The sequence below is a fragment of the Sphaerisporangium dianthi genome, assembly GCF_042654065.1.
In the GTDB taxonomy this organism is placed as follows: domain Bacteria; phylum Actinomycetota; class Actinomycetes; order Streptosporangiales; family Streptosporangiaceae; genus Sphaerisporangium; species Sphaerisporangium dianthi.
Genome location: NZ_JBHSFP010000001.1, coordinates 308,294 through 322,651 on the forward strand (window position 1 = coordinate 308,294; position 14,358 = coordinate 322,651).

At 70.8% G+C, this 14,358-nt stretch carries 12 protein-coding genes; 4 read left to right on the top strand and 8 right to left on the bottom strand.

The features are described 5' to 3' along the window. Position 1: 1 nt before the first annotated feature. The 5 genes from ACFO60_RS01260 to ACFO60_RS01280 form a co-directional block, all read right to left on the bottom strand. Positions 2 to 889, bottom strand: a complete 888-nt coding sequence (locus ACFO60_RS01260; protein WP_380835837.1) for an ABC transporter ATP-binding protein — start codon at positions 887 to 889, stop codon at positions 2 to 4. Further along, positions 889 to 1,836 carry an ABC transporter ATP-binding protein gene (locus tag ACFO60_RS01265; protein WP_380835839.1) on the bottom strand — a complete coding sequence of 316 codons (948 nt, stop codon included), beginning with the start codon at positions 1,834 to 1,836 and terminating at the stop codon, positions 889 to 891. Before ACFO60_RS01265 ends, ACFO60_RS01260 begins: the two co-directional genes overlap by 1 nt. Next, positions 1,833 to 2,726 (bottom strand): ABC transporter permease, encoded by an 894-nt coding sequence (locus tag ACFO60_RS01270; RefSeq protein WP_380835841.1) that lies wholly within the window; start codon positions 2,724 to 2,726, stop codon positions 1,833 to 1,835. Before ACFO60_RS01270 ends, ACFO60_RS01265 begins: the two co-directional genes overlap by 4 nt. Next, positions 2,723 to 3,718, bottom strand: a complete 996-nt coding sequence (locus tag ACFO60_RS01275; protein ID WP_380835842.1) for an ABC transporter permease — start codon at positions 3,716 to 3,718, stop codon at positions 2,723 to 2,725. Before ACFO60_RS01275 ends, ACFO60_RS01270 begins: the two co-directional genes overlap by 4 nt. A 70-nt stretch (positions 3,719 to 3,788) precedes the next feature. Continuing rightward, positions 3,789 to 5,555, bottom strand: a complete 1,767-nt coding sequence (locus ACFO60_RS01280) for an ABC transporter substrate-binding protein (RefSeq protein WP_380835844.1) — start codon at positions 5,553 to 5,555, stop codon at positions 3,789 to 3,791. Between the two features lie 826 nt (positions 5,556 to 6,381). Here ACFO60_RS01280 and ACFO60_RS01285 point away from each other — a divergent pair. Continuing rightward, a complete protein-coding gene (locus ACFO60_RS01285; protein WP_380835846.1) occupies positions 6,382 to 7,368 on the top strand; it encodes a hypothetical protein in 987 nt (328 codons plus the stop codon). Positions 7,369 to 7,569: 201 nt separating this feature from the next. On the opposite strand, the gene ACFO60_RS01290 is transcribed toward ACFO60_RS01285, so the two are convergent. Together ACFO60_RS01290 and ACFO60_RS01295 are read right to left on the bottom strand one after the other, a co-directional pair. Then, positions 7,570 to 8,094 (bottom strand): RNA polymerase sigma factor, encoded by a 525-nt coding sequence (locus ACFO60_RS01290; protein WP_380835848.1) that lies wholly within the window; start codon positions 8,092 to 8,094, stop codon positions 7,570 to 7,572. Positions 8,095 to 8,358: 264 nt separating this feature from the next. Beyond that, the gene (locus ACFO60_RS01295; protein ID WP_380835849.1) at positions 8,359 to 9,525 is read right to left on the bottom strand and encodes a MerR family transcriptional regulator; all 1,167 of its coding nucleotides are present in this window, start codon (positions 9,523 to 9,525) and stop codon (positions 8,359 to 8,361) included. 360 nt (positions 9,526 to 9,885) lie between these two features. Between ACFO60_RS01295 and crtI the strand changes: the two genes are divergently transcribed. The 3 genes from crtI (at position 9,886) to plsX (ending at position 13,578) form a co-directional block, all read left to right on the top strand. Beyond that, positions 9,886 to 11,391, top strand: coding sequence for a phytoene desaturase family protein (gene crtI, locus ACFO60_RS01300; protein WP_380835850.1), 1,506 nt, complete (start codon positions 9,886 to 9,888; stop codon positions 11,389 to 11,391). A gap of 203 nt (positions 11,392 to 11,594) precedes the next feature. Further along, a complete protein-coding gene (locus ACFO60_RS01305) occupies positions 11,595 to 12,482 on the top strand; it encodes a phytoene/squalene synthase family protein (protein ID WP_380835851.1) in 888 nt (295 codons plus the stop codon). Between the two features lies 1 nt (position 12,483). After that, on the top strand, positions 12,484 to 13,578 hold the full coding sequence (gene plsX / locus ACFO60_RS01310) for a phosphate acyltransferase PlsX (RefSeq protein WP_380835853.1): 1,095 nt from the start codon (positions 12,484 to 12,486) through the stop codon (positions 13,576 to 13,578). 104 nt (positions 13,579 to 13,682) lie between these two features. On the opposite strand, the gene ACFO60_RS01315 is transcribed toward plsX, so the two are convergent. Further along, positions 13,683 to 14,348: a spheroidene monooxygenase gene (locus ACFO60_RS01315; protein WP_380835854.1), complete on the bottom strand. Its 666-nt coding sequence runs from the start codon at positions 14,346 to 14,348 to the stop codon at positions 13,683 to 13,685. Positions 14,349 to 14,358: the final 10 nt, after the last annotated feature.

A 14,358-nucleotide genomic window follows, 5' to 3' on the forward strand; every position in this document is an offset into this window, starting at 1 on the left:
ACTAGCTCTCCTTCGGGCAGTCGCTCAGCCGGGCACAGGCGACGAGATGGTCCTCCTCGGCGGTGTACAGCCGTCCGGAGGCACCGTGCTTGTGGTAGAGACAGGTCTCTACCGGCTCGGCGTCCTCCCACGGAGCGTGCAGCCGCGGCACCGCCGACAGCAACTGCCGAGTGTAGGGGTGCAGCGGGCGAGCGAAGACCGCCTCGGTGCGGCCCGTCTCCACCACCTCGCCGCGCCGCAGCACGACGGTCCGCTCGGCCAGGTAGTTGCCCAGGGACAGATCGTGGGTGATGTACAGCACGCCGAGGCCGCGTTCCTTGAGGTCGGCCAGCACGTTGAGCACGTCGATGCGGGTGGAGGCGTCCAGCATGCTGGTGATCTCGTCGGCCACCAGCAGCCGGATGTCCAGCAGCAGGGCGCGGGCGATGAGCAGGCGCTGCAGCTGGCCGCCGCTGAGCTGGTGGGGGAACCTGCCGATCACCTGGTCGGGGTCGAGCCGCACGTCCTGCAGCGCGGTGCGCAGTCTGGCCGACCAGTCGGCGTCGGGTACGCCGGGGAAGTACGCGTCCCGGATCATGGCGAAGACGCGGTCGGCCTTGAAGACCGGGTTGAACGTGCTGAACGGGTCCTGGAAGACGCCCTGCACGTTGCGGTAGTACGCCTTGCCGGGCTTGACCGGGGCGCCCTCGAAGGTGATCGTCCCGCCGGTCGCGGGGAGCAGGCCGAGGATCATGCGGCCCAGCGTGCTCTTTCCACTGCCGCTCTCTCCGATCAGCGACACCACCTCGCCGGGCGCGACGTCGAAGCTGACCCGGTCGACGGCGGTCAGCGTCTTGCCGCCGAACGCGCCTACCTTGTAGACCTTCGTCACGTTGTCCAGTCTCAGCATCAGACGTCCGCCTTCCAGCACGCGACGACGTGGCCCGGCTCGACCTCCCGCGGCGGCGGCTCCTGCGCGCACCGGTCGAAGGCGAGCGGGCACCGGTCGCGGAACCGGCAACCGGCCGGCGGGTCGAGCAGGGACGGCGGGCTGCCCGCGATGCCGGTCAGCCGCCGCTCGGTGTGCCGGACGCCCACCTCGGGCAGCGAGTCGATCAGCAGCTTGGTGTACGGGTGGCGGGGCGACTGGACGATCGTCTTGGCCGGCGCCTTCTCCGCGAGCTTCCCGGCGTACATGACCATGATCGTGTCGGCGATCTGGTAGGTGAGCGAGATGTCATGGGTGATGAACACCATGCTCTTCACCACCCCGCCGTCCCGGAAGCCGGCCAGCGCGGTGGCCACCGACTTCTGCGTCGAGACGTCCAGCGCCGAGGTGATCTCGTCCGCGATGAGCAGCGAGGGGTCCAGCAGCGTCGAGATGACCATCACCATCCGCTGCTTCATGCCGCCGGACAGCTCGATCGGGTAGCGCCGCAGGACCTCGCGCGGCAGGCCCACCAGGTCCAGACGGCTCTCCAGCTTGGCCCGGTCGAGCGGGACGCCACGCGACCTGAGCAGCTCGCCGACCATCTTCCCGATCTTGCGGGTCGGATTCATGGCGCTCATCGAGTACTGCGGGATGAGCGAGACCCGGTGGAAGCGGAACGGGTTCATCCGCCGGTCGTCGCCGATGGGCAGCTTCTCGCCGTCCAGCTCGACCTCGCCGCCGACGTGGCGCATGCGGCCGTCCATGCGGATGAGGCTCTTGCCGAGGGTCGTCTTGCCGCACCCCGATTCGCCGGCCACGCCGAGGATCTCGCCGTCCCCCACGTCGAAGGTGACCCCGTCGAGCGCCCGCACGTCGCCCTTCAGCGTCTTGTAATGCACCCTCAGATCGCTGACGCGCAGGCTCATGTCCGCCTCAGTTTCGGGTTGAAGACCTCGTCGAGGCCCACGTTGGCCACGTACAGGGCGCCGACGATGGCGGTGATGGCCGCGCCGGGCGGGATGAACCACCACCACAGGCCGAGTTGCATGGCGCTCCACTGCCCGGCGTTCTGCAACATCAGGCCGAGCGAGACGCCCTCGGTCGGCCCGAGGCCGATGAAGTCGAGCGACGACGCGATCAGGATGGAGTTGCCGAACAGCAGGATGAAGGTCAGCAGCAGGTAGGAGCTCATGTTCGGCCCGATCTCCCTGGTGATGATCTTCCAGGTGCTCGCGCCGCTCAGCCGGGCGAGGTCGACGAAGTCCCGGCCGCGCAGCGAGAACGTCTGCGCGCGGATCGACCGGGCCGCCCAGGGCCAGGACGTCAGGCCGATGAACAGCGCCTGGGCCCCGACGCTGCGGATGCCCAGATAGGCGTTGACGATCAGCAGGACGGCGAGCGCGGGCAGCACCAGGATGATGTTGGTGAGCATGTTGAGCACTTCGTCGACCATCCCGCCGCGGTAGCCGGCCACGAAGCCGACCACCATGCCGACGATCGCCGCGACGCCGCCGCCGAGCACGCCGACCAGGAACGTCGTGCGCAGGCCGTGCACGAACTGGGCGAAGACGTCCTGGCCGAAGGTCGTGGTGCCGAACCAGTACTGCGCGGACGGCGGGTCCATCGGCTTGCCCACGTAATCGTTGGGCGAGCCGCTCACCAGCATCGGGCCGAGGATGCCCGCCACCAGGAACACCAGCACGACGACGGCGCCGACGATCAGCTTGGTGTTGCGCAGGGCGAAGTACAGCGCCTCGCGGCGGACGCTCGCCGACGCGGGGGGCCTGCGGGTGGAGATCTCCTGCAGAGCGGTCATGCCGACGCACCCGCCATTCCCGTACGCGTCCGCGGATCGACCAGGACGTAGACGATGTCGATGATGAAGTTGGCGATCAGCACGCCCAGCACGATGAACAGGAAGATGCCCTGCAGCAGGAAGAAGTCCTGGTTCTGGATCGCCTTGAGGATGAGGCTGCCGAGGCCCGGGTAGGAGAAAACGATCTCGGTGACCAGGGCGCCCGCCACCAGCACGCCGAGCTGGAGCGCCAGCCCGGTGATCTGCGGGAGCACGGCGTTGCGGAACGCGTACCGGCGGATCAGCCGCTGCGGCGCGCCGAGCGCGGAAAGGTAGTTGGAGTAGTCCGACTCCAGCTCATAGATGATCATATTGCGCATGCCGATGGCCCAGCCGCCCAGGGCGACCAGGAAGAGCGAGAAGAACGGCAGCGCCCAGTGGTGCAGCAGGTCGAGGACGAAGTCCAGCGACCAGCTCGGCCGGATGGAGAAGCTGTAACCCCCGGCGACCGGGAAGACGCCGGCGACGACGCCGAGCCCCCAGGCCAGCAGCACCGCCAGCCACATGTACGGCGTGGCGGTCAGCACGTAGCCGACCGGCAGCACGGTGTTGTCCAGCAGCTTGCGCCGGGCGGCGAACGCGCCGATGCGGTTGCCGATGAAGTAGCTGAGCAGCACCGAGGGGATCATCAGGCCCAGGGTGTACGGCACGGCGCCCATGATGACGGTGCTGACCGGCGTTGGGAACACCCAGATGCTGGTGCCGAAGTCGCCGCGGAACAGGGCGCCCCAGAAGTTCAGGTACTGCCGCCACAGTGGCTCGTCGAACCCGAACAGGTTGGAGTAGTACGCCCGCATGGCCTCCACGGCCTGCGGCTGGGACACGTTGGCCCGGGCCAGCATGCTGGCGACCGGGTCGCCGGGCATGAAGCGGGGGATCATCCAGTTGATCGTGACGGCGAAGACGAACGTCAATCCGTAGATCAGCAGTTTCCGGCCGAAGTAGCGACGCACGAGAGGCCTCCCGGGCAGGCCCCTTCCCCTCGCGCGGGGACGCGAGGGGAAGGGGCGGTGGCTTGCGAGTTCAGGAGGCCGCGGGCTGCAGCTGGGTCAGCGTCTCGAAGCCGCCGAGCTCCCACCAGTTCCGCCAGGTGACGGCCGGGGTCTTCGGTGTGCCCTGCGCCGAGGAGGGCCAGTTCTTCCACACCGCGGTGCTGGTCTGTGACCACAGGCCGTTGTACCAGAGCGGGATGACGGGCAGCTCGTCGAGGTGGATCTTCTCGATCTGCGACAGCAGCGACTTCATCCCCTCGACGTCGTCGGTCTTGACCTGGTCGAGCTTCTGCACGAGCTCCCATGCCTTCTTGTTCTCGTAGCGAGCGAAGTTGACCGTGTGCTGCACCTTGTTCACCGGGAGCTGGAACACGTACTGGTAGTAGGTGAAGGGGCTGTTGGACAGCTGGCGCTCGTTGTTGACGAGCAGGTCGAAGTCGCCCTTGCCGCGCTTCTCCACCAGGGCGTTGAAGTCGGGGAAGTCCGGGGTGATGTTGATGCCGGCGTCCTTGGCGCTGCCGGCGATCGACCGGGCCGCCTCCATCCAGTCCGTCCAGCCGGACGGCACGATGAGGCTCAGGCTGATCTTGGAGCCGTCCTTGTTCTCCACGAACCCGTCGCCGTCGCCGTCCTTGTAGCCCGCGTCGGCCAGCAGCTTCTTGGCCCTGGCCTTGTCGAAGGAGAAGCCGGCGCCGCCGGTCACGCTCTTGTCGATGTACTGGTCCCACTGCGGCAGCAGTCCGGTGGGGTCGGACGCCTTGACCAGGCTGCCGTAGACGCCCTCCACGATCTTCTTGGTGTCGATCGAGGCGGCCAGCGCCTTGCGGAACGCCGGGTCGTCCATCGGCTTCTTCTCGGTGTTCGGCACCAGCCAGGCGGTGTTGGCCGACAGCATGTACGGCGGCTCGTTGTAGTAGGTGGTGATGCCGAACTTGCCGCCCTGCACGAGGTTGGCGACACCGGGCAGGAAGTTGTTGCTGAGGTCCATGCCCTTCTGCAGGAGCAGGCCCATCGCGACCTCGTTGCTGCCGTTGACGATGTCGACGATGTACTTGGGCTTGGGCTCCACCTTCAGCGTCGTCTTGCCCCACCAGTCGTCGCGGCGCTGGAGGACGACGCGGTCCTGGTCATGGCTGAGGACCTTGTAGGCGCCGGTGCCGACCGGGTTCTCGTTCACCCCGTTCAGCACGTCCTCCTCGGAGAACTTGCTCCAGATGTGCTGGGGGACGATGGCGCGGCCGTAGAGGTTGAAGTCCCACTCCTGGTAGTTGGCGGTGGAGAAGGAGAACCTGACCGTCTGGTCGTCGACCGCCTCGGCGCTCTTCAGCCATTCCCACAGCTGGTGGTAGGGGCTGGTCTCCATCTTGCCGAGCTCGTAGGTGAACGCGACGTCCTTGGCGGTCAACGGGGTGCCGTCGGCCCACTTGATGCCGGGACGGAGCTTCAGCTCGTACGTCGTGTCGTCGGTCCAGGATCCGCTCTCGGCGAGCCACGGGGTGAGTTTCAGGGTCGTGGTGTCGAAGTGGAACAGGGTCTCGTAGACCAGGCCCTTGGTGCCGACGGCGTGGTCCCACTCGCGGATCGGGTTGTAGTTCGCCGGCGGGCCCCACTGCACGCCGCTGGTGTACAGCGTCTCGTTCCGGGGAAGCGAGTTCGGGTTCGCGGCGCCGGACGCCGGGGCGCCGGCCGCCTGGGAGCTCTGGGAGGCGGAGGGGGAACCACCCCCGGTGCACCCGGCGGCGGCGAGCACACCGGCCGTCGCCAGAATGGGGAGCAGGATCCGTGCCCGGATTCGCATCGTGTCTCTCCTTCCTCCGCCCGTCCGGCGGAGGTTCGCGTTTCGCCTCACCCCGATGGAACTCGCCCCTTGTCGAACCGGCCCGAGTACGGGCCCCAGGGGATCTGGGAGCGCTCCCACTGCCACCTGCCGGCAGATGCGTTCCCTGCTTCGTGACCGGTCAGGACTCCTGCCTCACCACGCGACACCCCTGACCAGGGTGCCCGGACGACCAAATCGGCCAATCCGACTGAACCGGATAAGTAGGCCCGAACGTAAATTCCACGTGACCACCCTGTCAATGCCTGTGACACGTTCGAAACCCCGTTGACCGAAGGCCTCGCATCACCCGCCGCGAGGGACTCGACGGAGACCCGGCCTCGGCGGCGCTCGTCCAGGAACAGGCGGTCCCCGCCATCCCGGCCCGCCGCCGGCCCGCCCCACACGGCGATCCGGCCGCGCCCGCACGAGCCGGCCCGAGATGCGTACGGGCGGTGAAAGATCCTTACAAAGCCCTTACAGCAGTCCTCCGACCGGTGACCGATCGGGATGCCGCGGCGATCCTGTGACGCATAGAGATCACGAGAAGCGAGGACTCATGGCACCCCACCACCGCCCGGCACAACTTCTCATCGCACTCCCACTGAGCGGGATGGTCCTCGCACTGATCGGGACCTTCCCCACCGCTTCGGCCGCCACATCCGCCCTGCCTCCCGCCGGAGGCGGCGTGCCCGCCCTCGCCCCGGCCTTCGAATCGGCTCACAAACCACGACCGACGCGATCGCCCAGACCGAGCGCGACACCGACACCGACACCGACACCGACGGCGACCGCCTCCGGCTGGCGCTTGGCCGCCGGTCCGGCACTGCCGTCGGATAGCCGCCTGGCGGACGTCGCCGCCCTCGACGCGAGCCATGCCTGGGCCGTCGGCTACCAGGGTTCGACGTACGGCGGCCCCGAACCCGAGCGGCCGTACGCGCTGCTGAGCTGGGACGGGTCGAGGTGGGCAGAGCAGACGCTCCTCGACAAGCCCACGAGCCTGGGCGCGGTCGGCGCATCAAGCGCGGACAGCGTCTGGGTCCTCGGAGACGACGCCTACCGCGCCCTCGCCTACGCCGCACGCTGGGACGGCAGCGCCTGGCATGCCTACCGCCCCTTCCCTGACGACCACTACGTGGGCCTGAACGATGTCGCCGTCACGGGTCGTGATCATGCCTGGATGGTCGGGGGCTCGACCGGCCGCCCCTTCATCGCCGAATGGGACGGCCAGGGCTTCAAGCGGGTCTTCACCGGCACCAACACCGGCCCCACGTCCGCACGCCTCATGGCCGTGACCGCCGACGGGGCATCCGACGCGTGGGCCGTGGGCCGCACCAACGACGAACCGCTCATCATGCACTGGGACGGCACCTCGTGGAGTGAGACTCCGACTCCTTCCATCGCCGGGGGCGAACTCTGGGGAGTGCACAAGATCTCGGCGAATGACGTGTGGGCGGTCGGCGCGATAGATCGTGAAAGCCTCACCCCCAAGCCGCTTCTCCTGCACTGGAACGGCACCACGTGGCGATCCGTCACCCCTCCGGTCGCCGCAGGGGCGCTCTACGGCGTGACCGGCGACCAGTCAGGACGCCTCTGGGTCAGCAGCTACAACAACGCGAAAACCACATTCCTCCGCTATGTGGACGGTCAGTGGACGGCCGTGGCCGCACCCACGTCGTCCGATCGCTCACCCTTCGTCCAGAACCTCGCGAGCGTCCCCGGCACCACGGCCACGTGGGCGGTCGGGACCGCCGGGTCGCAGTATGTGATCGCGCTGAACGGCGCGCTCGGCTAGAACCGATCGGACGAGCAGGCAAAGGCTCCTTCCGCTCGGAGGGAGCCTGAAGCCGGACAGGGCCACCGCCGGATACGCATCGAGAGCGGCCATCGACTTGACCTGATGATGTAAACCGTCTGGTTCTACCGTGTTGTGATCACATATCACATGCACCACCTTGAGCCTTCATGTGAGCCGACTCGACCGGGTATAGGACTATCAGGCGGCGACCTGGGGGAGGATGCGGGACAGGCGGGACAGGCCGCGGGCGGTGCGGGCTTTGACGGTGCCGAGCGGCACGCGCAGCCGGTCGGCGATCTCCCGCTGGGTCAGGTCTCCGTAGTAGGCCAGCTCGATCGCCTGGCGCTGCGCGTACGGGAGCGCCGCGAGGGCGCGGCGGATCCGGTCCCGGTCGGCGATCTCCTCGCCATCGACCCGGCCGTCGTGGCCGGTGGGGTCGGCGACCGCCTCCAGCGGCACCGTGGCCGGGGTCCGGGCGCGCAGGTGGTCGATCGCCCGCTTGTGCGCGATCCCGATCAGCCAGGCGGGCAGGCTCCTGGTCGGGTCGAACCTGTGCCGAAAGCGCCACACCTCGGTGAAGACCACCTGCAGGACGTCCTCGACGTCCTGCAGCGGCACATGCTTGCGGAGGTAGGAACGGACGGCGGGGGCGTGCGCCCGGTAACACTCGCCGATCGCGCCCGCCTCCCCCGCGGCGAGCCGGAACTCCAGCGTCTCGTTCATGACGCCTCTCTTGCCGGGAAAAATTACTCAAAACCTATTCATAACGGGTTGGGCTCGGGCAGCGCAACCGCACCACGGGCATGCGCTCTGCAAGAAAGGGGCAAGGCGGGAGCGGGTCGGCGACGCTCTGGCCAGGGGGAACTCGCTCGACCAGGGTGAACAGGGGCCGCAGGTCGAGGGGCGGGGGTCGGAGTAATGGCCCGGCCGTTCCTCGCTGTCAATGCGCAGGAGATGTACAGGCGGGCAGGCCGCGGGCGAGGGAGGTCAGCGGAGGAAGGCCAGCGCTGTGGTGACGGCTTCTTGAAGCGTCGAGACGCGGGTGATGGCGGGTGGGAGGTCGGTCGTCCAGCCGGGGCCGCCGACCACCAGATGGTATGCGGGTTTCAGGCCGGGCAGCCGACTGAGTGGGGCCGGGTCGCCGGTCTCGGGCTGTTGTGACCAGACGAAGACGACGGCCGGTCCCAGCTTGCGGATGGCGTCGGCGAGCGCCGTGTACGGCGTGCGGGCGCCGAGCATCCGGGTCTCGACGGTCAGCTCGCCGAGCGCCGCCGCCAGGGCTGAGGCGGGCAGGGTGTGCTGCTCCTCCTCGGCGCAGGCCAGCAGCACCGGGCGCGGGTAGAGCCGATGGTCCGGTCGCGGCTTGCGGACGGCGTGCTCGGCGAACGCGACCTGCAGCAGGTCGGAGAAGAGGTGTTCGACGTCGATGCCGCCGCCGGTCTGCTCCTGCTTGCGGAAGATCGTCGCGAACGCCGGCCGCACGAGCCGCTCCCAGGTCCAGATGACGCCGTGCGCATGGAGGGCGAAGCGCAGGGTCTCGCTCACGGTCGGGCCGTCGAGCGCGAGCGCGGCCCGGGCCAGCCTCGCCACCGATGGCGGCCCAGGCGTGGGCGTTGTGCCGGTGTCGGCCGCCGGGGCGGGGGCGGGGCGAGGGACGCGGCTGCGGGCGGACCGGGGTCGCGGTTGTCGCTCATGATCGGGGACCGCCGTCGGAGCCGTGGGGAGGGCGTGGCCAGGGGCGGGTGGCGGAGCTGAGCGAGGGGTGGGTTCGACGCGGGGGACGGGGATTCGGGGGTGGTCGGGCTCGACGGGGGGCGGCGGCTGGTGCCGGAGTGCCTGGCGGGCGGCATCGGCCGGGGGCACGCCGGCGTGGATGAGGCGCTTCATCTCCTCCAAGCGGCGCAGGTCGGCGTCGTCGTACCGGCGATGCCCGCCGGGGCTGCGACGGCTCGGGCCGATGCCGTAGCGCAGGTTCCATGTGCGCAATGTGGGTGCGGGGACTCCGAGCCTGCGTGCCACGGCGCCGATGCCGTACCCGGCTTCGACATCCTCGAACGGGATTCTTTCGCCGCGCACGGCACCATCCGCGGCTTCGACACCGCCGATGCCGCGTGCATGTCCAGAAGTGCTCTTGCCGCCCTCGTCCGTCGTCACCCGCCGCTCCATCCTCTGCACCTCGCCGTCGTCTCACGTTCCACCGTCGTCCGGCCGTCGCCGGCGCTGCCGCTTGAGGCCGGTGGGCGTGGGTCCACTTTGCCAGGAAGCGCGGGACGAAGAGTTCAGGTCGTCTCCTCTGGCTCGCTTCGGGCCTGGTCGCCGGGTGGATGCAACCGGGGTGGCGGCGCGGCTCGAAAAGCCTACTGATGATCCATGATCCCGATATTTGGGCGAAGGAGCGGTGCCCATGGTGACGTCGGACTCGGCCCGGGACGCGCTCGCCGGTGCGGGCCTGCCGCCAGACGCCGAGGCGGCGCTGCCAGAGCCGGCCGGGCTCGCCGCGGTCAGGAACGCCTGATGGGGGCGCCGGAAGTGCGGACCAGGACATCCCGCCGGGCGAGGCACGACGGAATCGTGGTCATCGGGGCGGGGCTGGCCGGACTGGCGGCGGCCATGCGGCTCGCGGGGGCGGGCCGCGAGGTGACCGTCGTGGAGGCGGAGAACGAGCCGGGCGGCTGCTGCGGTACCGCCTCCCTCGGCCCCTACCGGTTCGACACCGGCCCATCTGTCCTGACCATGCCGGACGTGCTCGCCGGCACCTTCGCCACTGCCGGCGCCGAGCTGTCGGAGTGGCTGCCGTTGCGGCGGCTCGACCCTTACTACCGGCTCAACTACCACGACGGCTCCAGCCTGGACGTGGTCGCCGGCGCGGAAGAGATGGCCGAGCAGGTACGGGCACTGTGCGGACCGGCCGAAGCCGTGCGGTACCTGCGGTTCCGCCGGCTGCTCTCGGAGATGTTCCAGGCCGAGTGGAAGGCGTTCATCGACCGGGACATGACGCGGGCGCGCGCCCTGATCCGTCCGTACGCGCTGGCCAGGCTCGCCGCACTCGGCGGGTTCCGCAACCTGGACGGGCTGGTGCGGCGGCACCTCACCGACGAGCGGCTGGTCAGGGCGCACACGTTCCAGGCGCTGTACGTCGGGCTGTCGCCGCGGCGCGCCCTCGGCATCTACGCGGTCATCACGCACATGGACACGGTCGGCGGCGTCTACTTCCCGCGCCGGGGCGGGATGCGCGCCATCCCCCTGGCCATGGCGGGCGCCGCGGAGAAGGCCGGGGCTCGGTTCAAGTACGGCGTGCGGGCGACGAGGGTCGAGACGGACGGCTTGGGGGTGACCGCAGTCCGGCTGGACACCGGGGAACGGATCGCGGCGGGTCACGTCGTCGTGGCGTGCGACCGGGTCGCGGCGCAGCGCGGCCTGCTGCCCGGCGAGGCGGACGACCGGCGGCTGCGGCGGCCTCGATTCTCCCCGTCTTGCCTGGTCGCGCACTTCGGCCTCGACCGCCGCCTGCCCGGACAGGCCCATCACACCCTGCACTTCGGACGCGAATGGGCGTCCACGTTCAAGGCGCTGGAAGCGGGCCGCCCGCAGCCCGACCCCAGCCTGCTGGTCACCTATCCCAAGACGGACGGCGACGCCGCGCCCGCCGGCCACGCCACGCTCAGCGTGCTGGAGCCGACCGCGAACCTGGCGGGCGAGGCCGACTGGGAGCGCCTCACCCCGCTGCTGGTGGAGCGCCTGCTCGAACGGCTCGACGCCCTCGGATACGGGGACCTGCTCACCGCGCCGCGCCTCGTCCTCGACCCGCCCGAATGGCTGCGGCGCGGCCACTCGGCCGGCACCCCCTTCGCCCTCGACCACCGGTTCACCCAGACGGCCTGGTTCCGGCCCTCCGGCGCCGCCCGTCGCGTTCCCGGGTTGCACTTCGCCGGCATGTACACCGCGCCGGGCGTCGGGGTGCCGCCGGTGCTGATCTCCGGCCGGCTCGCGGCCGAACGTATTCTGGAGACCCATCGATGACATCCGTACCTTCCGGACCCCCCGAACCGTTCGACCTCTCCGAACGATCCGGCCGTTCTGAGCCGTCCGGCCTCGCCGAACCGCCGAGACCTTCCGGCCCGTCCGATGTGCCCGGACCGCCGGAACGTGCCGAACCGCTCGACCGGGCGGAGGAACCGACGGAGCCGGCGGCTCCCCCGCCGCCGGTCCCGACCACCCTGACCATGAGCTATGAATGCTGCCGGCGGCTGCACGCCGCCTACGGGCGCTCGTACTACCTGGCCACGCGGCTGCTGCCGGCCTGGAAGCGCCCCCACGTCCACGCGCTGTACGGCTTCGCCCGTTACGCCGACGAGATCGTCGACTCCTTCGACCTGACCACCGACCGGGCCGAGGCGCTCAACGGCCTCACCGCCCGCCTGGCCGACTGCGTGGCCGGGAGGCCGACCGCCGACCCGGTCCTGCCCGCGTTCACGCACACCCTGCGGTCCTTCGACATCGACACCGCCGACATCGACGCCTTCCTCACCTCCATGTGGGCCGACCTGTCCGTTCGCCGCTACGACACCTACGAGGGCCTGCTCGGCTACATGGAGGGCTCGGCCGCGGTGATCGGCACGATGATGTTGCCCATCCTCGAACCGCTGCCCGGCGCCGCCGAAGAGGCGCGTGAACCGGCCCGTCAGCTCGGCATGGCCTTCCAGCTCACCAACTTCATCCGCGACGTCTCGGAGGACTTCGCCCGGGGGCGCATCTATCTGCCTCTGTCGGACCTGGACAAGTTCGGCGTCGCCGAGGACGACCTGGGCGAGAGGCGGGCGAGCCGCGCGGTGCGGGCCCTCGTCGCCTTCGAGGCGGAGCGGGCGCGCGACCACTACCGGCGTGCGCTGGACGGCGTGGAGCTGCTCGTCCCGTCCTCGCGGCCGTGTGTGCGCGCGGCGTACGAGCTGTACAGCGGGATCCTCGACCAGGTGGAGGCGGCCGGGCACGACGTGCTGGCCGCGCGTGCCAGGGTTCCGACGCGGCGCAGGCTCGCCGTCTTCGGCCGGCACCTGGCCGCCGCCGCGACCGCCGGCCGTGCCGAGCGCCGGGTCCGGGTGGAGGTTCCCTGACGTGCGACGCGACCCGTGGGACGAGACGTCCCCTGACATGCGAGGCACCCCGCGGGACGATCCGGCCGAGCGCCGCGACGGCCGCGGTGGCGGCCACGACGGCGATGGTGACGGCCACGGGCGGGCGGCGCGGCCGGTCGTCCTCGACGCCATGGGCGGGGACCACGGCCCGGCCGAGACCGTGCGGGGGGCGGTGCGGGCGCGCCGCGAGCACGGCGTCCCGGTGATCCTCACCGGACGGTCGGACGTGCTCCGCCGCGAGCTGGCCGCGCTCGGCGCGGAGGGCGAGGTCGGCGTCGCGCACGCGACCGAAGTCGTGTCGATGGCCGAGCGCGGCGCGGGGGCGCTGGCGAAGACGGGCTCCAGTCTCGCCGTCGGCTTCGGGCTGCTGCGCGAGGGCACCGCGGCGTCGCTGGTGTCGGCCGGATCCACGGGCGCGGTGGTCGCGACCGCCGTACGCCGGCTGGGCCTGGCGCCGCCGGTGCTGCGCCCGGGCCTCGCCGTCGCGCTCCCGTCCGTGCGCGGCGGGGCGACGGTGCTCATCGACGCGGGCGCCACCGTCGACCCGTCCCCTGAGATGATCGCCCAGTTCGCCCTCCTCGGGGTCTCCTACGCCCAGCTCGTCCTCGGGGTGGCGGACCCGTCCGTGGGCCTGCTGTCCATCGGCGCCGAGCCGGGCAAGGGCAACCGGCTCACCCGGCGGGCCGAGGAACTGCTGCGCTGGACGCCGCTGCGCTTCCATGGCACGGTGGAGGGCCACGACGTGCTCGCGGGCACCGTGGACGTCATCGTCACCGACGGATTCACCGGCAACGTCGTGCTGAAGAACGTGGAGGGGACGGTTCGGGCGACCCTGGCGCTGCTGGCGCGGCACGGCGTCGCCGGGCCGGAGCGGCTGCGCGAGGTGGGCCGCCTCTACGACCCCGATACGCACGGCGGAGCGGTCCTGCTCGGGCTGACCGGCACGGTGGTCGTCGCCCACGGCTCATCTCGCGCCTCGACGATCGCCCGCGCCTGCGTCGTCGCCCGCGACCTGGCCGAGGGCGGCGTGGTGGCCCGCGTCCGGGACCGCCTGACCATCAAACCCGCCCGGTGAGCGCGAACCGGGCAGCTCGGGCACACCCGCAGCACGAATCGGCCGACGGGGCGCGAGGAGACCGAGACGGTTCGCCCGGCGTAGCAGGAGGAGTTCGGGACGGCTCAATCGGGGACGGCGGCGGCGAGGGGGTCGGCGCCGTCCCAGACGCCCTCGCTGCCATAGGGGGTGAAGCGAACGAACAGCTCCTCGGCATACCAGCCTTCCGCGCGGACCCGGTCCACCACCCGCCGGTGGGCCCGGGCTTCGTAGGCGAAGGCGCGGACGGCCGCGGCGTCCCGCCACAGGGAGAAGGTGCCCTGCCGGGCCGGCGGCCGCTCCCCCACGCCGACCGAGGCCAGGCACCCGTCCTGTTCCCGCAGCAGCCGGTCGACCCCCGCCACCGACCGGTAGAAGGCCACCAGCCGGAGGGGACGGATCGCCGCCCGCGTCAGCACCGCCACCGGCCCGTCCGGGACGGATCCCCGCACGACCGGCCCGCGGGGGCCGGCGCCGAAGGGGGCGACGCCGTCCCAGCGGCCGCGCGAGGCGAGCGGCGCGAGCCGTACCTGCCAGGACTCGATGGCCTCGCGCCGCCAGCGGGCCGCGATCGGCGAGCGTTCCAGGAACCGGTCGAGCGCCGCCTCGTCCCGCCACACGGCGAACAGCGCCCAGCGGCGCGGATCGGCGCCCAGCGTCATCGACGCTCCCCGCCCGGTGCCGAGCAGCCGCCAGAACACCAGCCCCTCCGTGCGGCGCAGCACCGGACGGTCCTCCGCCATGTACCGCATGGCGCCCAGA